The sequence below is a fragment of the Flavobacterium panici genome (assembly GCF_024499525.1).
In the GTDB taxonomy this organism is placed as follows: domain Bacteria; phylum Bacteroidota; class Bacteroidia; order Flavobacteriales; family Flavobacteriaceae; genus Flavobacterium; species Flavobacterium panici.
In genome coordinates, this window is the sequence record NZ_CP100437.1 from 2,767,858 (window position 1) to 2,786,912 (window position 19,055).

Sequence of the window (19,055 nt, forward strand, 5' to 3'; positions counted from 1 at the left end):
TTTTATAGAAGTGTAACTCCAGTTCCGTTAAGTTCAGAATAACTCACAGCGCCATTTTTTATGGTTACTCCAGTTGCAATATCTTGTGCTAAAAGTAACGCGCCATCCATATCAACATAATCAAGCTGAGGTAATAAATGAGCAATCGCAGAAATTCCAACTGTTGATTCCGTCATGCAGCCCACCATTGTTTTTAGTCCTAATTTTTTAGCTTCTTCAATCATTCTTTTGCCGGGAGTTAATCCACCGCATTTTACCAATTTTACATTTACTCCATGAAAATGATTGTGACATTTGGCTACATCTTCTTCAATAATACAGCTTTCATCGGCAATAATTGGCAGAACAGAATGTTTAAAAACTTCTTTGTGCGCTTCCCAATTATCTGCTTTCATAGGCTGTTCGAGAAATTCAACACCTAGTTTTTTTAATTCAATCGCATTATTAATAGTTTCCTCAACGCCCCAGCCGCAATTGGCATCAATTCTAAAAATAGCATTGGTATGTTTTCTAAGTTCTTTTACGATTTCAATATCTTCTTTGGTACCTAATTTAATTTTATAAATAGGCCAGGGAAGTTCCTGCATTTTTGAAACCATTTTTTCAATTGAAGCAATTCCAATGGTATAATCCGTAAGCGGATTTCTTTCGGTTGTATAATTCCATAATTCATATAATTTTTTACCTTTTTTACGGGCATACAAATCATTATAAGCCAAATCTAAAGCGCAAAGTGCAAACATATCCTCTTTTAAATACGGATGAATTTTTGCCCAAAATACATCTGGAGTTTCATCTTTTGTACTTTCAATAATGCTTCTGATTTTTTCTAAATCCTGCATCATCATTGGAACTGTTGTTTTGTAATACGGATTTGAAGTTGCTTCTCCAAAACCAGAAAAACCATCACTTTGCAATTCAACAATTAAAGAAGGCTGAAAATCAATTGATTCTCTTGAAATCGTGAAAGTGTGTTTTAGTTTTAGGTTATATTCTCTTAAAATTAGTTTCATGATTTTTGTGCTATTTTTTTTATGTTTTCTCTCAATAATTAAGCCAAAGAACCGCTTTTACAAAACCGTCCCGCCACAATTTTTCATCATGTTCGCCGCCTTTTACAATTTTAGATTTGGTCAGATGAAGACAGTAACAACGCTTTGTGTCCAATAATTTTTCCATTTTGGTCATATCTTTCACCATATTTTCATCTTCTTTATCGCCGCATAAAAAGTAAAATTTTGTTTTAATTTTGGGTATCTTTTCAGTAAAAGTGAAAATGTCGTTTGTGTACCAAAATGAAGGTGAAAAAACTCCGGCTTTGCCAAATACTTCAGGATATTTTAAAGCTCCATAATAAGAAACCAAACCACCCAGTGAACTTCCAAAAATGATTGTATTCTTAGCTTTTGTTTTGGTTCTGTAGTTTTTATCAATATACGGTTTTAATGTTTTTACGATAAATTCTAAATAATTATCAGCATTTCCTCCGCCGTATTTTTCGTTTTTAAAAGGAGTTAATTCTTCTATACGTTTTTCATTTCCGTGTTCAATTCCAACAACAATTACCTGCGCTTTTAAACTGTCTAATTTCTCGTCGACATTCCATTCGCCTACGTAAGAGGTTTTAGCATCAAATAAGTTCTGAGCGTCGTGCATATAAATCACGCTGTATTTTTTGGCTGAAGCCGAATAATTTTCAGGAAGATAAATCCAGATTTTTTTAGTAGTTTTTAGCTGAGGTGCTTCAATCGTAAATGTTGATACGTTTTTTGAAGCCGTACTTTGTGCATTTCCGGAAATCATCCAAAGAAATATAAATATAAAAAATCCCCTCATCATTAGATTTTGTATTTTTAATTTAAAAGCAATATTTTAGCTAAAAATAACAAATTGATGAATACCGAAGCACAAAAGAAAAGTTTACTTTTAGAATTGATCGCCTTTTCTACTGTTGACGGGCAATTGCATAAAAGAGAGTATGATTTTATATGGCATGTTGCTCAGGAATTAAAGATTGATTTGAATGTTTTTCATGATTTATTTCATCAGGAAATAAAACCTGTAGTTATAAAATCAGAATTTCAACGCATTCAGCAGTTTTACAGATTGGCTTTGATTATGCACTGCGATGGAATTTTACATGAAAAAGAGGCAATAGGAATTCAGCAGATTGCAATTGAAATGGGATTAAATCCAAGTGCAGTAAAACGCATTTTAGATTTAATGAAAAAGGCTCCAAATGCAATGATAGAGCCTAAAGTTTTATTAAGAGTTTTTCAGGAACAACACAATTAAGGTAATTGTTCCTGTAATTTTTTGATATCGTCACGCAGTTTGGCGGCCTGCATAAAATCTAATTCCTTTGCTGCTTTTTCCATTGATTTTCGTTTCTCGCGAATCATTTTTTCAAGATCAGCTTTAGACATATACGCCGTTTCTGGTTCTGCAGCAACTGATAAAGTATGACCTAGTTCGTATTCTACCAAAGGATTTTTGGTAAAAGCACTTTCTATTTTTTTGTTTAATGCCTGTGGCGTTATATTATTTTCGACATTAAAATTGATCTGTTTTGTTCTTCTATAATTGGTTTCGTCAATTGTTCTTTGCATACTCGCCGTAATTTTATCGGCGTACATAATGGCTTTACCATTTAAGTTTCTTGCTGCGCGACCAATTGTTTGAGTTAAAGAACGATGATTTCTTAAAAAACCTTCTTTATCAGCATCCAGAATTGCTACAAGCGAAACTTCGGGTAAATCTAAACCTTCACGAAGTAAGTTTACACCAATTAAAACATCAAAAATACCTTTTCGTAAATCTTGCATGATTTCGATACGCTCTAAAGTATCCACTTCAGAATGAATGTAACGGCATCGAATGCTGACTTTAGTTAAATATTTTGCTAATTCTTCGGCCATTCTTTTAGTCAAAGTTGTCACCAGAACTCTTTCGTCTAATTCACAGCGCACCTGAATTTCTTCAATTAAATCATCAATTTGATTTAAACTTGGTCGCACTTCAATAACCGGATCTAATAATCCCGTTGGACGAATAATCTGTTCCACATAAATACCGTCCGATTTCTGTAATTCGTAATCGGCCGGAGTTGCCGACACATAAATCACCTGATTTTGCAAGGCTTCAAACTCTTCAAATTTCAAAGGTCTGTTGTCCATTGCAGCTGGTAAACGGAAACCGTATTCAACCAGATTTTCTTTTCGGCTGCGGTCGCCTCCGTACATGGCGTGAACTTGTGAAACCGTAACGTGGCTTTCGTCAACAACCATTAAAAAATCACTTGGGAAATAATCTAATAAACAGAAAGGTCTTGTTCCGGCTTGTCTTCCGTCAAGATAACGCGAATAATTTTCAATTCCGGAGCAATAACCTAATTCGCGAATCATTTCTAAATCGAAATTAGTTCTTTCTTCTAATCGTTTGGCTTCTAAATGCTTGCCTATTTCTTTAAAATAATCTACTTGTTTTACCAAATCCTGCTGGATTTCCCAAATTGCACCTTGTAATACTTCTGGCGAAGTCACAAACATATTGGCAGGGTAAATCGTCAGTCTTTTAAATTTTTCAATAACCTGAGAAGTCTTTGCATCAAAAGATTCTATTTCTTCAATTTCATCTCCAAAAAAATGAACTCTGTAAGCGTCATCAGCATAACTTGGATAAATTTCGACCGTATCGCCTTTAATCCTAAAAGTTCCCGGATTAAAATCGGCTTCTGTTCTGGCGTATAAACTTTGTACAAGACTGTGCAGTAATTTAGTTCTCGAAATAACCTGATCTCTGCTGATCTCAATAACGTTCTTTTTAAATTCAACAGGATTTCCAATACCGTATAGACACGAAACTGAGGCTACAACCAAAACATCGCGTCTTCCTGAAAGCAGGGAAGAAGTGGTGCTTAAACGCATCTTTTCAAGCTCTTCATTTATAGATAAATCTTTTTCAATAAAAACGCCTGTTACTGGCATAAAAGCTTCTGGCTGATAATAGTCGTAGTAAGAAACGAAATATTCAACCGCATTATTCGGGAAAAATTGTTTGAATTCTGAATACAGCTGTGCGGCCAAAGTTTTGTTATGTGCCAAAACTATGGTAGGACGCTGTACTTCCTGTATAACATTTGCTACTGTAAATGTTTTACCAGATCCTGTAACTCCTAATAATGTTTGGTATTTTTCTCCATCAACTACACCTTGTGCGAGTTTTTGTATGGCTTGCGGCTGGTCTCCTTTTGGACTATATTCTGAAGATACTTGGAAATTCATTTGTTACTGATGAAAAGTTGGTTTTGTAAAGATACAAAGTTTGAATGCTATAAAAAAGATAAAAAAGCCGGTGATTTGTATAGTCCCTACGGGACAATTTTAAAATATGATAATCATTTTTTCTACCGATATTTAATCTCTACGAGATAATTTTTTCGAATTAATTTTAAGATATAAGCGAGATTTTTTCAATCAAATTTAATAGCCAAAAGATAATTCCAATAAATAACTTGTCATTAAAACATATCTCGTAGAGATTAAATATCGGTAGAAAAATAAACATTCATCCGTACAAATTGTCCCGTAGGGGCTACATTTTATGATACAAGTTTGCCACGAATTTCACGAATTTTTACCAATTTATTTAATTGGATTATGCAAAATCAATTCGTGGAAATTTGTGCAATTCGTGGCAAATAATCTTATTCTAAAAAGTTAATAACAGCATCATTAATAATTTTTGGCTGATCGATAGTCAAAAAATGCCCCGCATCTTTTACCATAGTAGTTTTGCTCTTAGGTAGATATTTTTTAGCCCGCTCTAAACTTTCTTCAGAATTAATAACATCTTTATCGCCAATTAAAACCAAAACAGGATTATTGATTGATTCTAATTCTTTATCTGAAAATGGTGTCATTTTTAACATACTGGAATTTGATTTGGCGTATTTATTAGCCAAATAAAATTGCCTGTTATAGATAGGACTAATTTTTTCTGGATGTGTAGAAAATGCTTTTAATGTTTTGCTGAATTTCTTTTCACTAGGAAAAAGTTTTAACATTAAAGCCGATGATGTTTTTCTGGGCTTATCAATGAATTTAAAAGTCTGCGCCGGACTTAACAGTACAATTTTATCTATAGAATTGTTTTTTTGCGTCGCCAATAATGTTGCAATCCAACCGCCGCGAGAAGCACCAATGATGTCGAATTTCTTTAATTTAAAATGATCGAAAATTTCGTTGTACCAAACGATAATTTCTTCTGAGGAAAGTGGTTTTGCGGTTAAATTGGATTTGTTGGGTTCCATCAAAAAGTCGATAGCATAAATGCGGTGATTTTTAGCCAAAGATTTAATGTTAGGATACCACATCGTTGAACTGGCATCCATTCCGTGGAGTAAAACTAAATCTTTTCCGTTTTTTGGTCCGGCGATAATCACATGCGCATTTCCAAAACTTGTTTTTACATTTTCTTCGGTATACGGAATATCCCAAAGCTTTAAAGCCTTGTTATAAGCGGTTTCATATTTTTGTTCTTCGCTTTTGGTTTTAAAAACATAATCCTCAAATTTTGCCTTTTTGGTTGAAGCGCAGCTTGTTACTAAAAATAAGAGAATTGCTAATCTGGAGTATAATTTTGACATGGTTATAAGTTCAATTTGAACTTAAAGTTACGATTATAGAAAACAGGAATTGTATCAGAATTTTGTTTTAAAATATCATAATTACAATCTTGTTATACTTTTTTAGCTGTCAGATGATAGATTTGAACAAATGATAAAATCGCATTTGGAATAATAATCGGTAAAAGCCATTGGCTAAAATCCCTGTAATCTTTTAAAAAGATACCGTAAACTACAAAACAGATACAGCCGAATAAATTTATGAGCCGTATTGTTTTAAGATCTTTTAGCAAAAATCCTCCAACAATAAAAAAGGAAGCGAGATAACCTATGTATTCTGCCATGATTCTGATATTTAATAGTTTAGAACAAAACTATCAAAAGTGTAATGTAAAATCAAGAATTTGACTGAAAATCAATTGTTTGAATTCTAAAAAGACAATTTTTGATTATAGTTTTTTAGGATCTCGACTTGTATGTCTAATTCTTAAAATGTGAATTTCTTTTGGAGTGATTTTGTAAGTTATTCTATAACTATAAATTTCATAAGCACGATAATTTCCATTATTAGAAATTTTCATTTCATCTAATTCATAGATTTCCCAATTTGTGTTTAAAATAGTAACAGAATTGTATATGGCGTCAATTACTTTGTTTGGAATGCTTTTGTTTTTGGTTTCTTTAAATAAGTATAAGTAAATTTTTTCAAGTTGATTCTGAGCGGTTTTTGACCAAATTATTTCTTTTTCCATTGCTCAATTTTATCCTTGATTTCATTATGCGAATAAAAATTACCACTTTGAATATCTTCTTCAGCAACTTTTAAATCTTCGTTATATCTTTCAGAATAATTTATAGGAGATTTTTTGCGACTATCTAAAATTGTTTTTAATGCCGATAAAAACATATCGTCATCAATTTTTTCAATTTCTGAAATCAAAATATTTTTAAGTTCAAGCGTGTTCATAATGATATAATTTCATCGAAGTTACAAAACAAAATCAATATTTAAGTTTTGAAAATCTTAAAGTTTCCAAGATTTTTGTTCTATATCATTCAAAAAACTCCACGCTACAATACGGCTATTTTTCTGCCCTTGCGACATTTCAATTGTTTTAACTTCAACAGCATTTACTTTTTTCAAAGTTTTATAAATCGAAGAAAGATTTTCTTTTTTAGAAACCAAAGTGGTAAACCACAAACATTGCGAAGCATATTTTGCGCTTTCGTAAATCATTTGTGTTACAAAACCAATTTCACCGCCGGTGCACCACAATTCTGCATTTTGCCCTCCAAAATTTAAAACTGGATTTGTGTTTCTTTTTTCTTTTGGATTTAGATTGGAAACTTTTCTCGAAGTACTTTTATTGGCTTCTTCTGCCGATGCATGAAAAGGCGGATTACACATGGTGAATGTAAATCGGTCTTCGGGAATTATAATGTTTTTAAAGATAAATCGGGATTCAGTTTGCTGTTGTAAGCTAATTGCGTCAATTAATTTTGGATTAGCTTCGATAATTTTGCTGCAGTTTTCGATTGCTTTTTTGTCAATATCAGTGGCAACAAAACTCCAGTTGTAAATAGAATGCCCTAATATCGGATAGATTAAATTTGAGCCCGATCCGATATCTAGTCCTAAAACAGAATTTCCTTCAGTAATTTGATTGTTGTTTGTTTCAGCTAATAAATCGGCTATGTAATGAATATAATCGGCTCGGCCGGGAATTGGCGGACAAAGATAATTTTTAGGAATATCCCAGTTTTGAATATCGTAATAAGTTTGCAATAAAGCTTTGTTTAAAGTTTTTACCGCATTTGGATTAGCGAAATCAATAGTTTCAATTCCGTATTTATTAATGGAAATAAAAGCTTTTAATTCGGGACAATTTGAAATAAGAAGTTCAAAATCATATCTGGAGCGATGAAGATTTCTTGGATGTAAATTGTCTTTTTGGGAATTGTTTTCTGCTTTCATTTTGATTTATTTCGATGCAAAGGTACGCATTCCTTTTTTGGGATTAAAAATTCCGTAGGTATGATCTGTTTAATGTGCATCTTTGCGTAAACCGGATTGAAATCCGGTCCTACAATATAAACCGAGCCTTCGGCTCTTTAATCAAAACATTCCATTAATAACAAATCACCGTTTGTGTGGTTAATAGTAACCAAACCGTCTTTTGCTACAGAATTGCTGCTTCCGGTTCTGTAACCCATTGTTAAGGTGTCATTTTGCAGAGGATATTCTAAATTGGTAGAATAAATGCCATTTACAACACCAATTGGAATCAAAGAAATTGGAGTTTTGGCAGTATACCATTTTTCGAATTTTGTTGGAAGTAAAAAGATTTTTGAATGATCGTCAAGAATTACAATTTTAAGTAAATCTCTGTAACGAACAATATTCGTTAAGTTGGTAATTGTGTGATCTGCACGTCTTCCGGTTGCCCAAACTACGTTTACGGCAGGAATTTTTCTTTTAACTAAATAATCAAAAGCTTTTTCTAAATCGGTTTTATCCTGATCCGGAGTGTGAACAATTTCTAGTGGATATTGTGACGTTTTATAAATTTCAGGATCAAAACCTCTGTCAAAATCTCCTAAAAGTACATCGACTTTAATACCTAGTTCAATGACTCTTTCTATTGCCGAATCTAAAACGATAACAAGCGGAGACCATTCAAGCAATTGTCCTAATAATTCAGGATCGCAGGCCGCTCCGTTTGCAATTATTAAAGCTGGTTCCTGATCGTCGCGAACTATATGATGTGATGACATGTGAGTTTTTTTGAATGTGCTACAAAGATACGGTTAGAATTTTAGATTGCAGATTTTAGATTTTAGATTTTTTCCAGCTTTGAAATAATCTAAAATCTGCAATCTAAAATCAGAAATCAAGTAATCGTCGATGATAATTTATTTGCCCAACATGATAAGCTAAATGAGTTGAAAGATGAACTAAGAAAAATCCGGTTGTCATTTCTTTTTCAAAAACGATTTCAGGATATATTTTATTTAAATCTTCTTCAGTTAAAATATCCAGTACATCATTTACAACTATAATTGTATTTTCGATTTTATCGATTAATTCTGATTTTGGAATATCTTTTAGGGAAAACTCTAAAGGACGATTTCGAATATATCCTGTTTTTCCAATTTGGGCTCCAATATAAGTATTGATGTTTCCAATTAAATGAAGTGTTAGATTTCCGGCAGAATTAGAAATGTTTTTATCAATTACCCAAATTTGTTTTTCGAATTCGTACGATTCAATTTCAAATTTGAGTTTATTTAGATCCCTGTTAAAAAGTATTTTTAGTGTTTCGATTAACATGTTTTTTTAGTTGAAAATTTAAAGAATAATTTATAGACAAGTGATTAATCTCTGTTTTTTATGGGAATCCAGATTTCTTCTTCTGATTCTGGATCTTCTTTTTTGTATTTATGGTCCATAACGGCAAAATGCGGTCTGTCGTCAACGGTGTATTTTGAATTCGGAAGCCATTCTGCAAAGATGGTATGATAGCTTTTATGTCCTTCTGAAGCAGGGCCGTAATGTATAAAAACGGCATATAAACCATCAGGAATAATTAAAGTTTCCATTTCTAATGGAACTTCGTCATAATTTCCGACTTCTACAGCAGCCCATTTTTGAAATGTTTTGCCTGGATCAAAGTTATCAAAATGACCGTGAGAAAACACTTCAAGTGAATATAAATTCTCGTTAATGGTATTTTTGATTTGCTTTCGTTTTGGCATAAAATTACTCCACAATTGAAATGTTTTGTTTTCGATAAATGACATTTCAATATGTTGTCCGATCAGTTTTTTCTCGGTTAAAGTTTCAATTCTGGCTTTCATGTTTTATTATTCTATTTTGAATTTTTTTGTCTGACTTTCGCTAAGCGAAAAATAGCCTAAAGGATAATTTGCTTTATCGGTTGTATTAATGATGTTTCCTTTTACGGTTGCGGGCGGCGATTGAAAAGGCCCGCCAACATTACTACCGGCAATACTTACCAAAATATTCATGTAATTATAATATTGTTTTGAAATGCCGAAATGTGTTATTTCTAATTCATCTCCAGCTTTGAGTTCGTCATCATCAGAAACACTAAAGAATTCATTACCCTGAAAAAACTTATCTTCATCAACATAAAAATTAGAAGTGACTTTATTAGAGTACACATATTTGTATAAATAGAAATTGTCTACATCTGCGGGGTCATTAAAATAAGCTCTTATTTCGATATCTTTTCCTGTAAATCCGCCTTCGTTATTTTGTTCAATATGTGTTATTGGTGCAACAGATTTTAAAGTTTCAGATGCTGTATAGGTATTCCCTCCGCTGATAATGGTTAGTGTGTAAGTTTCGTTAATTTCAGGTGCAAAATTATTACAGAGATAGCGTCCTGTTTTTGGAACTTCGGTAAAATTAAATTGCACGTTTTTACTGTTCCTAATATATATAGTTGCTCCGGAAACCGTTGGAATTACCGATTCAAAATAACCAGTAGTTGTTGTTAATTTTACAACCTGTTGTTTTCCTGTCGTACCTTTTTGCCAGTTTATGGCTGCTTCGATAACTAATTTTGGAGGCGCGGTATCCAGCTCAACATCTACAACATCTTCACAGCTTGTGAAGAAAAACGATGTAAATAAGACGATTAATGCGATTGCTTTTTTCATACTATATCTTTTTATTTTCTTTACAGAAATGAAATTTAAAATTTGAAATTATAACTAACAGCCGGAACAATTCCGAAGATTGATAATCGTACCGCTTCATTTAAACCTGTATCAGAATTTTGTCTAAAGTTGATTGAGGCTGCGTTGCTTCGGTTGTATAAATTATAAATGCTGAAAACCCATTCACCTTTCCAGTTTCGGCCTTTATTGGTTCGCGGTGTTAAAGTTGCTGAAACATCTAAATGGTGATAAGCCGGAAGACGATTTTCATTTCGAAGGCCATAACTTGGAACTGTAATTCCTAAATATTCATATTGTGCGTTTGGATACGTAACCGGCTGCCCGGATTGCAAAGCGAAGTTAGCACCAAAAGACCATTTTTCGTTTAAATTATAAGCAGATGTTATCGCCAAATTATGTGTTTTGTCGTAAGGAGTACTATACCATTGTCCATTGTTGATTCCAATTTCTTCCGGAGTTCTTCCAGGCGTTTGCTGTTCTGATTTTGATAAGGTATAAGAAACCCAGCCGTTGAATTTGCCTTCATTCTTTTTAACCATAATTTCTAAACCATAAGCGCGCATTCTTCCGTTTAGAATAACTTGTTCGATGGCATTATTGGCAATTAAATCGGCGCCGTCAATATAATCCAATCTGTTCTGTATTTTTTTGTAATACGTTTCAACTTCCAGCGAATAAGCGCCTTCTTTAATGTTTCGGAAATATCCTAAAGCAACCTGATCTGCAATTTGCGGTTTAATATAATTGTCACTTGGCATCCAGACGTCGAGCGGAGTAGGAGATGAAGTATTTGAAATTAACTGAAGATACTGCGCCATACGATTATAACTCGCTTTTATGGACTGATCGTCATTTAATTGATACGATATCGAAAGTCTTGGTTCGAAATTATTATAATCCTGAATTACTTTATTTTTACCGAAATATTTTGTTGAAGTTGGAACTCCTTTTTCATAAACTTCTGTATCTGAATTGAAAACTACCGGACTATTATTGTCGTAATAATTTATGGTTGAAGAACCCAAACGATAAAATAAACTGTAACGTAATCCATACGCCAGCGTTATTCTTTTTGAAAGCTGATTCTCGGCATCTAAATAAATCGAAGGTTCAAATGCATATTTTTTATCTAATTGATCAGGATTAATTCCAGAAGAAGTATTACTTGGAATAATAGTTCCCGGATTGAATTCATAGTAAATACCGTTTACACCATAATTCAGTTTGAATTTATCTGAAATATAATGTTTGAAATCATATTTAATATTATAGTTTTGAATTCCCGAATCCCATTTAAAGCCAACATAATCCAAGTCAAGTCCGTAATAATAATCGCTGTAAATAAGAGATAAATTAGAGAATAATTTATCAGAATATAGATGATTCCAGCGCAGGTTTAAAGTTGAATTTCCGTAAATATTAGTAAAGCTTTTGTTTAAGCTGAAAACATCCCGGCCAAAATATCCCGATAAATATAAATTGTTATTGTCGTTTAATTTATAACTCAGTTTCGCATTTAGGTCGTAGAAATAAGCAGAATTATCTTTATTGTCTTCTGAAAGTTTTAAAAATAAATGAGCGTAAGATCCTCTTCCGCCAATTAAAAAAGAGCCTTTGTCTTTTACAATTGGACCTTCTAAAAGTAATCGGCTTGAAACTAAACCAATTCCACCATTCATATGAAAATCTTTACTGCTTCCGTCTTTTTGATAAATATCTAAAACAGAAGAAGCTCTTCCGCCAAAACGTGCCGGAATTCCGCCTTTATACAATTTTAAATCTTTAATAGCATCGGGATTAAAAACTGAGAAAAAACCAAAAACGTGAGAGGAATTGAAAATTGTTGCTTCATCCAGCAAAATTAAATTTTGATCTGCACCGCCGCCGCGAACATTAAATCCAGAAGCGCCTTCGCCTGCATTTGTAACTCCGGGAAGTAATAAAATTGATTTTAAGACATCGACTTCACCTAAAACTACAGGCATTTTTTTTATGGTTGAAATGGAGAGTTTGTTAACGCTCATTTCAGGAGATTTTATATTTATTTTCTTCTTATTATCTGTAATGACAACTTCCTGAAGTTCTTCGCCGCTTTCGCTGATGGAAAAATTGTTTTTGGTATTTTGATTTAAAGTGATGGTTTGCTGGATCGTTTGATAACCCACATAGCTAATTTCGATTTGATGTTCGCCGCGAGCAGCTGTAATAGAATAAAATCCGTATTCGTTTGTTGTGGTTCCTATTTTTAAAGCCGGAATATAAATATTGACGCCAATTAATGTTTCGTTATTTTTTGAATCTTTAATTGTACCGCTTAGCGTAAATTTATCCTGAGAGAAAGAATGAAGTGTGGTAAAAATAATGATAAGAAGGAAACTAATCTTTTTTGTAATCATCGTTTTGGTTTTGAGTTACATAGTTAGCAATTCTTACTAAATATTAGAGTCCAACTATTGTTAAACATTAGTTAAGAATAAAAAAGGCAGCCTGTAAAAGCTGCCCTTTTTGTCTATATTTTAAAAATACACAACGTGCATTTCTTATTTTATTTTTGCAATAATTGCATTGAATGTTTCACTAGGACGCATTGCTTTGCTTACTAACTCAGGAGTTGGCTGGTAGTATCCGCCAATGTTTTGAGGTTTTCCTTGTGCACCAATTAATTCTGCATCGATTTTAGCTTCGTTTGCTTCAAATTCTGCAGCAATTGGAGTAAAGATCGCTTTTAATTCTGCATCTTTATTTTGAGCAGCTAAAGCCTGAGCCCAGTAAAATGCAAGGTAAAAGTGAGAACCACGGTTATCAATTTGTCCAACTTTACGAGCCGGAGATTTATCGTTTGCTAAGAATTTATCGTTTGCTTCGTCAAGAGTTTCAGCTAAAACAATAGATTTAGAATTGTTTAAAGTTTGTCCTAAATGCTCTAATGAAGCACCAAGAGCTAAAAATTCTCCTAATGAATCCCAACGTAAATATCCTTCTTCTGTAAATTGCTCAACGTGTTTTGGAGCAGATCCTCCAGCGCCAGTTTCGAACAATCCACCACCGTTCATTAAAGGAACGATAGATAACATTTTTGCAGAAGTTCCTAATTCTAAAATTGGGAATAAATCTGTAAGGTAGTCACGTAAAACGTTTCCTGTTACAGAAATAGTATCTAAACCTTTGATGATTCTGTCTAAAGTAAATTCAGTTGCAGCAACCGGATTTAAAATACGGATATCTAAGTTTGTAGTATCGTAATCTTTAAGGTATTTTTGAACTTTTACGATCAATTCTCTATCGTGCGCTCTGTTTTCGTCTAACCAGAAAACAGCGGGAGTGTGAGATAAACGAGCTCTGTTTACAGCTAGTTTAACCCAGTCCTGAATAGGAGCATCTTTTGCCTGACACATTCTGAAAATATCGTTTGTTTCAACGTTTTGTTCCATTAAAACAGTTCCGTTTGCATCAACAACACGAACAACACCATCACCTTGTATTTGGAAAGTTTTATCGTGAGATCCGTATTCTTCTGCTTTTTGAGCCATTAATCCAACGTTAGGAACACTTCCCATTGTTTTAGGATCAAAAGCACCATGTTTTTTACAGAAATCAATTGTTGCTGTATAAATACCAGAATAAGAACGGTCTGGAATAACTGCAATTGTATCTTGTGCCTTACCATCTTTGTTCCACATTTGTCCAGAAGTACGGATCATTGCCGGCATAGAAGCATCAACAATAACATCAGATGGAACGTGTAAGTTTGTAATTCCTTTATCAGAATTAACCATTGCTAAAGCTGGTCCGTTTTCGATCGCTTTCGTAATGTCAGCTTCAACTTCAGCTTGTTCAGGTCTTCCTGCAATTTTTGCATAGATATCACCTAAACCATTTCTTGTGTCAATATTTAATTCTGCAAATAAAGTTTCGTATTTTTTGAAAAGATCAGCAAAATATACTTCAACGATAGCGCCAAAGATAATTGGATCTGAAACTTTCATCATTGTAGCTTTTAAATGCACAGAAAGTAAAACACCTTCTTTTTTAGCTTCTGCAATAGCATCAGCTGCAAAAGCTTTTAATTTTTTTACACTTAAAACAGAACTGTCGATGATTTCTCCAGCTTTAAGCGGTGTGCTTGCTTTTAAAACAGTTGTAGTTCCGTCTTTTGCAACAAATTCGATTTTTACATCATTTGCTTCTGCAACAGTAAGTGACTGCTCACTTCCGTAGAAATCACCGTTTGGCATAGAAGCCACTTTAGTTTTTGAATCAGCAGACCAGGCACCCATTGAGTGTGGATTTGCTTTTGCAAAGTTTTTAACGGCTCTTGGCGCTCTACGATCAGAGTTTCCTTCACGTAAAACAGGGTTTACAGCAGAGCCTAATACTTTTGCATATTTTGCTTTAATTTCCTTTTCAGCATCGTTTTGCGGATCTTCCGGGAAATTTGGAACGTTGTAACCGTGAGATTGTAATTCAGCAATAGCCGCTTTTAATTGTGGTACAGATGCTGAAATGTTTGGTAATTTGATGATGTTAGCTTCTGGCTTTGTTGCTAATTGACCCAATTCAGCAAGAGCATCCACTGTTTTTTGAGCATCTGTTAAAGACTCAGGAAAATTAGATAAAATTCTTCCTGCCAAAGAGATGTCTCTAGTTTCAATAGCAATACCAGCTGTTGAAGTAAAAGCCTGAACAATAGGTAATAAAGAATAAGTCGCTAATAGAGGCGCCTCATCAGTTAAGGTGTAAAAAATTTTTGAATTCTGTGTCATTTTTTTTTTTTTTATAATCGTGTCGTCAAAGAATGGCGATGTAAAAGGTATGAGCTGGCTCAAAATGAGCGGAGCAAATATAATAAAAACAGTCCGAAAACGGTTTAGTTTTCCTGATAATTGCTTAAATTATCAGATTGCTAATACGATTTCGTAAAATTGCTAAATCGATGATTTTGATATTAAAAAATTACGGTTTTGATACTGCTTAAAATAAAGGCATAAAAAAAACTCGTTTCAAATAACATGAAACGAGTTTTTTATAACAGATTGATAAATGATTATCTTCTTTTATCTTTAATCTTAGCTTTTTTACCAGTAAGTTCTCTGAAGTAGAAAATTCTAGCTCTACGAACTGCACCTTTTTTGTTGATTTCGATTTTTTGTAAAGCTGGTAAGTTTACTGGGAAGATACGCTCAACTCCAATAGCTCCAGACATTTTACGAATCGTGAAAGTTTCTGTGTTACCAGAACCTCTTCTTTGAATAACAACTCCTTTAAAAAACTGAGTTCTTGTTTTTTCACCCTCTTTAATTTCGTAGAAAACTGTGATAGTATCTCCAGCTCCAAATTCAGGGAAATCTTTTTTAGCAACGAATTCGGTTTGAACGAATTTTAATAAATCTGCCATGATAATTTTATTATTATAGTTTAATAGAGTAACATTCACGGATCTCGCCAGAGGTTAGTCTAATTCGGGTGCAAATGTAGTTAAAAAAAATAAAATTCCAAATAAAATAAATTCCAAATTCCAATTTCTTAACTAGTTGATTAATTGGAATTTGGAATTTTAAAAATTTGGAATTTATTCAAGTAAATCCGGACGTCTGTTTTTTGTATGTTCGTAGGCTTTATCTTCGCGCCATTTGTCAATTTTGGCAAAATGTCCGCTGATTAAAACTTCCGGAACTTTCCATCCTTTATAATCCGCAGGTCTTGTATATATTGGTCCTGATAGTAAATTGTCCTGAAAACTATCTGTCAACGCTGAGGTTTCATCGCTTAAAACACCAGGGATTAAACGAATTAATGCATCTGACAAAACTAATGCGCCCAATTCTCCGCCAGATAAAACGTAATCTCCAATCGAAATTTCCTTAGTAATAAAATGATCTCTCACGCGCTGGTCAACACCTTTATAATGTCCGCATAAAATGATAATGTTTTCGTACATCGACATTTTGTTGGCCATTTTTTGGTTTAAAGTTTCACCGTCGGGAGACATATAAATTACTTCGTCATATTCACGCTGACTTTTAAGATGCGTAATACAATCATCAATAGGCTGAATTGTCATTACCATTCCAGCGCCGCCGCCAAAAGGATAATCGTCTACACTTTTTTGCTTATTAGTGCTGTAGTCGCGAAGATTATGAAAATGTACTTCGACCAAGCCTTTATCAATGGCACGTTTCATAATCGATGCCTCAAAAGGGCTTCTTAATAATTCAGGTAAAAGTGTAACAATGTCAATTCTCATTTTTTCTTCAATAATTTGGGCAAAGATACGAAGTTAAAAATGAAGATGTAATAGGTATAGTCCCTACGGGACAAAAAATCATGTCGGTGCAAATTTTTTCTACCGATATTTTGTTCTTAACGAAACTTTTTTTTTGGATGTATAGTATTTATGGATAAGGTTTTAATTTTTTTAACGATTTTTATTCTTTGTCTAGATGTATAGTCCCTACGGGACAAAGAATCTGTGTGATAAAATATTGCTACCGATATTATGTTCCTAACGGGACTTTCTAGAGTAATTCCATTTGAATAAATTCCAATTAAAATCAATAGTATTATCCCATTAGGGATAAAATATCGGTAGAAAAAAAATGGATCAACATTCATAATGTCCCGTTAGGGACTATACATTTTTGTTAAAATAAAAAGAAAGAATATTCCTTCTTTTTTATATATTTGAAAACGATCAAAAAATATTCCGCTAGGAATAATATATTGGTAGAAAAAAATATTATTAAGAAAAAATGTCCCGTAGGGACTATACAAAATCATGGCAAATACTTACACCCAAATCCACATTCATTTTGTTTTTGCTGTAAAATATAGACAAGCGGCTATACATACAAACTGGAAAAATGATTTATATAAATACATTTCAGGAATTATTAAAAACAATAATCATAAGATCTTAGCAATCAATGGTGTTTCAGACCATGTTCATATTTTAATCGGAATAAGACCCGCACAATCAATATCTGAATTGATGAAAAGCATAAAGCAAAATTCATCAAAATGGATAAACGAAAATAAATTTACCAACATTCATTTTGAATGGCAGGAAGGATATGGAGCATTTTCATATAGTAAATCTCAATTAAGTGCAGTTGCTGACTATATAGAGAATCAAGAAGAGCATCATAAAAAGAAAACCTTTAAAGAAGAATACATCAATTTTCTCGAAAAATTTGAAGTTGATTATGATGAAAAGTTTATTTTTAAGGAATTAATTTAAAATTGGTTTTTTAATTATATCCAAAACGTAAATGAAAAAAATAGCCTTCTTCATTCTTATATTATTATGCGCTTGTAACAAAGAAAAAGCTAAAGAAACCACAAAAGAAGCTCCAAAACAAATTCCAGAAGAAGCGTCCTATTTTAAGGATATCAAAACTAATGACGTTAAATTACCAAAACCAACTTATGGAGATTAGCTGTTTTCTCATCCTGAAGATGGACAGACTTTTGAACAATATTTTAGATCTAAGCATATTATTCCGACTAAAGAGGAGAATATTATTTACATAAAACCGATTGGAAATTTTAATTCTCTGCAAAAGAAACAGATTCAACTTGTTAATGAATATTTAGAACTCTTTTTTCAATTAAAAACAAAAACATTAGAACCGATTTCTAATGATATAGTTCCAAATTCAGCAAGAAGAATGTCTACGGAAGGTCATGAACAATTATTAGCAGGATATCTTTTAAATGATGTATTAAAAGAAGAAAAACCGGAGAATAGAATTGCATTAATGGGACTTTCAGAATTGGATTTATACCCTAAACCGGAATGGAATTATGTTTTTGGACTTGCTTCTTATAGAGATAAAGTAGGTGTAAGTTCTATTTACAGATTTCAGGATGGTAAACTTACTGCTGAAAATTTTGATTTATGTTTAGTAAGATTACTCAAAACGAGTTCTCATGAAATTGGACATATGTTTGGAATGCACCATTGTATTAATGCTGATTGTGTTATGAATGGTACTAACAGTTTATCTGAAACAGATAGAAGTACGATTCGATTGTGCTCTGTCTGCCAAAGAAAATTAAATTCATGTATTCAATATGATAATAAAAAGAGATTAACCGACTTAGACAATTTTTTTAAAAAAAATAACCTGACTGAGGAATCTGATTCAATGAAAAAAGATATCTCAGTTATTCAATAAAAATGAAGACAATTAAAATAGTTGCCATAACAGGCAGTACAAGAAAAAACTCAAGCAATTTTAAAATTCTAAAATATATTTCAGAACATATAAAATCAGATTTTGAAGTTGAGATTTTTGAAGATTTAGATCAAATTCCGCATTTTAATCCAGATTTAGATACAGAGAATCCGCCGGAAGAAATTAGTTTATTCAGAAATAAAATAATGGAGGCCGACGGAATTATAATCTGTACTCCTGAATATGTTTTTAGCCTGCCCGGAAGTTTAAAGAATGCTTTAGAATGGTGTGTGTCGACTACTATTTTTTCTGATAAAAAAGCTGGATTGATTACCGCTTCTGCTTCTGGAGAAATGGGACATGAACAGTTTTTATTAATTATGAAAACCCTTGAAGCTAAATTTGACGATAATACACAGCTTTTAATTCAGGGAATTCGAGGAAAAGTTGATGCTGAAGGAAAAATTATAAACGAAGAAACAGAAATTGCACTTCAAAACTTTATAAATAATTTTGAGAATCAATTTTTATAGTAGATTTACTTT

Annotated in this window: 21 protein-coding genes; 5 read left to right on the forward strand and 16 right to left on the reverse strand. The window is 32.8% G+C overall.

From position 1 onward, the window contains the following. Nucleotides 1-2 precede the first annotated feature (2 nt). Together NLJ00_RS11745 and NLJ00_RS11750 are read right to left on the reverse strand one after the other, a co-directional pair. A complete protein-coding gene (locus NLJ00_RS11745; protein WP_256637313.1) occupies nucleotides 3-1,013 on the reverse strand; it encodes a dipeptide epimerase in 1,011 nt (336 codons plus the stop codon). A gap of 31 nt (nucleotides 1,014-1,044) precedes the next feature. Next, nucleotides 1,045-1,836 (reverse strand): alpha/beta hydrolase, encoded by a 792-nt coding sequence (locus tag NLJ00_RS11750; protein ID WP_408611648.1) that lies wholly within the window; start codon nucleotides 1,834-1,836, stop codon nucleotides 1,045-1,047. Between the two features lie 57 nt (nucleotides 1,837-1,893). Here NLJ00_RS11750 and NLJ00_RS11755 point away from each other — a divergent pair, with 57 nt between their 5' ends. Then, on the forward strand, nucleotides 1,894-2,295 hold the full coding sequence (locus NLJ00_RS11755; RefSeq protein WP_053471063.1) for a hypothetical protein: 402 nt from the start codon (nucleotides 1,894-1,896) through the stop codon (nucleotides 2,293-2,295). On the opposite strand, the gene uvrB is transcribed toward NLJ00_RS11755, so the two are convergent. From uvrB to trmD, 14 genes are all read right to left on the reverse strand, one after another. Then, nucleotides 2,292-4,283, reverse strand: coding sequence for an excinuclease ABC subunit UvrB (uvrB, locus tag NLJ00_RS11760; RefSeq protein ID WP_053471062.1), 1,992 nt, complete (start codon nucleotides 4,281-4,283; stop codon nucleotides 2,292-2,294). The two genes, NLJ00_RS11755 and uvrB, sit on opposite strands and share 4 nt — an antisense overlap. Before the next feature lie 422 nt (nucleotides 4,284-4,705). After that, complete coding sequence (locus NLJ00_RS11765; RefSeq protein ID WP_256637315.1) at nucleotides 4,706-5,647, reverse strand: alpha/beta fold hydrolase; 942 nt, start codon at nucleotides 5,645-5,647, stop codon at nucleotides 4,706-4,708. A gap of 92 nt (nucleotides 5,648-5,739) precedes the next feature. After that, complete coding sequence (locus NLJ00_RS11770) at nucleotides 5,740-5,970, reverse strand: hypothetical protein (RefSeq protein WP_053471060.1); 231 nt, start codon at nucleotides 5,968-5,970, stop codon at nucleotides 5,740-5,742. 105 nt (nucleotides 5,971-6,075) lie between these two features. Next, complete coding sequence (locus NLJ00_RS11775; RefSeq protein WP_256637316.1) at nucleotides 6,076-6,378, reverse strand: type II toxin-antitoxin system RelE/ParE family toxin; 303 nt, start codon at nucleotides 6,376-6,378, stop codon at nucleotides 6,076-6,078. Beyond that, nucleotides 6,363-6,593 (reverse strand): hypothetical protein, encoded by a 231-nt coding sequence (locus tag NLJ00_RS11780; RefSeq protein ID WP_256637317.1) that lies wholly within the window; start codon nucleotides 6,591-6,593, stop codon nucleotides 6,363-6,365. The genes NLJ00_RS11775 and NLJ00_RS11780 overlap by 16 nt, the downstream gene beginning before the upstream one ends. A gap of 57 nt (nucleotides 6,594-6,650) precedes the next feature. Next, the gene (rlmF, locus tag NLJ00_RS11785; protein ID WP_256637318.1) at nucleotides 6,651-7,601 is read right to left on the reverse strand and encodes a 23S rRNA (adenine(1618)-N(6))-methyltransferase RlmF; all 951 of its coding nucleotides are present in this window, start codon (nucleotides 7,599-7,601) and stop codon (nucleotides 6,651-6,653) included. 137 nt (nucleotides 7,602-7,738) lie between these two features. After that, nucleotides 7,739-8,401, reverse strand: a complete 663-nt coding sequence (locus NLJ00_RS11790; RefSeq protein ID WP_073487316.1) for a thiamine diphosphokinase — start codon at nucleotides 8,399-8,401, stop codon at nucleotides 7,739-7,741. 109 nt (nucleotides 8,402-8,510) lie between these two features. Continuing rightward, a complete protein-coding gene (locus tag NLJ00_RS11795) occupies nucleotides 8,511-8,957 on the reverse strand; it encodes a DinB family protein (RefSeq protein ID WP_256637319.1) in 447 nt (148 codons plus the stop codon). 44 nt (nucleotides 8,958-9,001) lie between these two features. Further along, complete coding sequence (locus NLJ00_RS11800; protein WP_256637320.1) at nucleotides 9,002-9,484, reverse strand: GyrI-like domain-containing protein; 483 nt, start codon at nucleotides 9,482-9,484, stop codon at nucleotides 9,002-9,004. Nucleotides 9,485-9,490: 6 nt separating this feature from the next. Then, nucleotides 9,491-10,312 (reverse strand): DUF4249 domain-containing protein, encoded by an 822-nt coding sequence (locus NLJ00_RS11805; protein ID WP_256637321.1) that lies wholly within the window; start codon nucleotides 10,310-10,312, stop codon nucleotides 9,491-9,493. 35 nt (nucleotides 10,313-10,347) lie between these two features. After that, nucleotides 10,348-12,729: a TonB-dependent receptor gene (locus tag NLJ00_RS11810; protein WP_256637322.1), complete on the reverse strand. Its 2,382-nt coding sequence runs from the start codon at nucleotides 12,727-12,729 to the stop codon at nucleotides 10,348-10,350. A gap of 144 nt (nucleotides 12,730-12,873) precedes the next feature. Continuing rightward, on the reverse strand, nucleotides 12,874-15,096 hold the full coding sequence (locus NLJ00_RS11815; protein ID WP_256637323.1) for an NADP-dependent isocitrate dehydrogenase: 2,223 nt from the start codon (nucleotides 15,094-15,096) through the stop codon (nucleotides 12,874-12,876). A 281-nt stretch (nucleotides 15,097-15,377) separates the two neighbouring features. Beyond that, complete coding sequence (gene rplS, locus NLJ00_RS11820; protein WP_053471187.1) at nucleotides 15,378-15,728, reverse strand: 50S ribosomal protein L19; 351 nt, start codon at nucleotides 15,726-15,728, stop codon at nucleotides 15,378-15,380. Nucleotides 15,729-15,902: 174 nt separating this feature from the next. Then, on the reverse strand, nucleotides 15,903-16,577 hold the full coding sequence (gene trmD / locus NLJ00_RS11825) for a tRNA (guanosine(37)-N1)-methyltransferase TrmD (protein ID WP_256637324.1): 675 nt from the start codon (nucleotides 16,575-16,577) through the stop codon (nucleotides 15,903-15,905). 531 nt (nucleotides 16,578-17,108) lie between these two features. On the opposite strand from trmD, the gene tnpA reads away from it, so the two are divergent. The 4 genes from tnpA to NLJ00_RS11845 all read left to right on the forward strand — a co-directional run bounded on the left by tnpA (nucleotide 17,109) and on the right by NLJ00_RS11845 (nucleotide 19,043). Beyond that, nucleotides 17,109-17,570, forward strand: a complete 462-nt coding sequence (tnpA, locus tag NLJ00_RS11830; protein WP_256637325.1) for an IS200/IS605 family transposase — start codon at nucleotides 17,109-17,111, stop codon at nucleotides 17,568-17,570. A 31-nt stretch (nucleotides 17,571-17,601) separates the two neighbouring features. Further along, nucleotides 17,602-17,769 (forward strand): hypothetical protein, encoded by a 168-nt coding sequence (locus NLJ00_RS11835; protein WP_256637326.1) that lies wholly within the window; start codon nucleotides 17,602-17,604, stop codon nucleotides 17,767-17,769. 231 nt (nucleotides 17,770-18,000) lie between these two features. Next, nucleotides 18,001-18,510 (forward strand): archaemetzincin, encoded by a 510-nt coding sequence (locus NLJ00_RS11840; protein WP_256637327.1) that lies wholly within the window; start codon nucleotides 18,001-18,003, stop codon nucleotides 18,508-18,510. A gap of 2 nt (nucleotides 18,511-18,512) precedes the next feature. Then, entirely contained in the window at nucleotides 18,513-19,043 is a 531-nt protein-coding gene (locus tag NLJ00_RS11845) for an NADPH-dependent FMN reductase (protein WP_256637328.1), read from the forward strand. Nucleotides 19,044-19,055: the final 12 nt, after the last annotated feature.

Excerpts from the sequence above, each read along its gene's own strand:
- NLJ00_RS11770 (WP_053471060.1), bottom strand. The coding sequence starts at position 5,970 with ATGGCAGAATACATAGGTTATCTCGCTTCCTTTTTTATTGTTGGAGGA.
- rlmF (WP_256637318.1), bottom strand. The coding sequence starts at position 7,601 with ATGAAAGCAGAAAACAATTCCCAAAAAGACAATTTACATCCAAGAAAT.
- uvrB (WP_053471062.1), bottom strand. The coding sequence starts at position 4,283 with ATGAATTTCCAAGTATCTTCAGAATATAGTCCAAAAGGAGACCAGCCG.
- NLJ00_RS11775 (WP_256637316.1), bottom strand. The coding sequence starts at position 6,378 with ATGGAAAAAGAAATAATTTGGTCAAAAACCGCTCAGAATCAACTTGAA.
- NLJ00_RS11805 (WP_256637321.1), bottom strand. The coding sequence starts at position 10,312 with ATGAAAAAAGCAATCGCATTAATCGTCTTATTTACATCGTTTTTCTTC.
- NLJ00_RS11745 (WP_256637313.1), bottom strand. The coding sequence starts at position 1,013 with ATGAAACTAATTTTAAGAGAATATAACCTAAAACTAAAACACACTTTC.
- NLJ00_RS11815 (WP_256637323.1), bottom strand. The coding sequence starts at position 15,096 with ATGACACAGAATTCAAAAATTTTTTACACCTTAACTGATGAGGCGCCT.
- NLJ00_RS11810 (WP_256637322.1), bottom strand. The coding sequence starts at position 12,729 with ATGATTACAAAAAAGATTAGTTTCCTTCTTATCATTATTTTTACCACA.
- NLJ00_RS11755 (WP_053471063.1), top strand. The coding sequence starts at position 1,894 with ATGAATACCGAAGCACAAAAGAAAAGTTTACTTTTAGAATTGATCGCC.
- NLJ00_RS11790 (WP_073487316.1), bottom strand. The coding sequence starts at position 8,401 with ATGTCATCACATCATATAGTTCGCGACGATCAGGAACCAGCTTTAATA.
- rplS (WP_053471187.1), bottom strand. The coding sequence starts at position 15,728 with ATGGCAGATTTATTAAAATTCGTTCAAACCGAATTCGTTGCTAAAAAA.
- NLJ00_RS11765 (WP_256637315.1), bottom strand. The coding sequence starts at position 5,647 with ATGTCAAAATTATACTCCAGATTAGCAATTCTCTTATTTTTAGTAACA.
- NLJ00_RS11840 (WP_256637327.1), top strand. The coding sequence starts at position 18,001 with ATGTCTACGGAAGGTCATGAACAATTATTAGCAGGATATCTTTTAAAT.
- NLJ00_RS11795 (WP_256637319.1), bottom strand. The coding sequence starts at position 8,957 with ATGTTAATCGAAACACTAAAAATACTTTTTAACAGGGATCTAAATAAA.
- NLJ00_RS11835 (WP_256637326.1), top strand. The coding sequence starts at position 17,602 with ATGAAAAAAATAGCCTTCTTCATTCTTATATTATTATGCGCTTGTAAC.
- trmD (WP_256637324.1), bottom strand. The coding sequence starts at position 16,577 with ATGAGAATTGACATTGTTACACTTTTACCTGAATTATTAAGAAGCCCT.
- tnpA (WP_256637325.1), top strand. The coding sequence starts at position 17,109 with ATGGCAAATACTTACACCCAAATCCACATTCATTTTGTTTTTGCTGTA.
- NLJ00_RS11845 (WP_256637328.1), top strand. The coding sequence starts at position 18,513 with ATGAAGACAATTAAAATAGTTGCCATAACAGGCAGTACAAGAAAAAAC.
- NLJ00_RS11800 (WP_256637320.1), bottom strand. The coding sequence starts at position 9,484 with ATGAAAGCCAGAATTGAAACTTTAACCGAGAAAAAACTGATCGGACAA.
- NLJ00_RS11750 (WP_408611648.1), bottom strand. The coding sequence starts at position 1,836 with ATGAGGGGATTTTTTATATTTATATTTCTTTGGATGATTTCCGGAAAT.
- NLJ00_RS11780 (WP_256637317.1), bottom strand. The coding sequence starts at position 6,593 with ATGAACACGCTTGAACTTAAAAATATTTTGATTTCAGAAATTGAAAAA.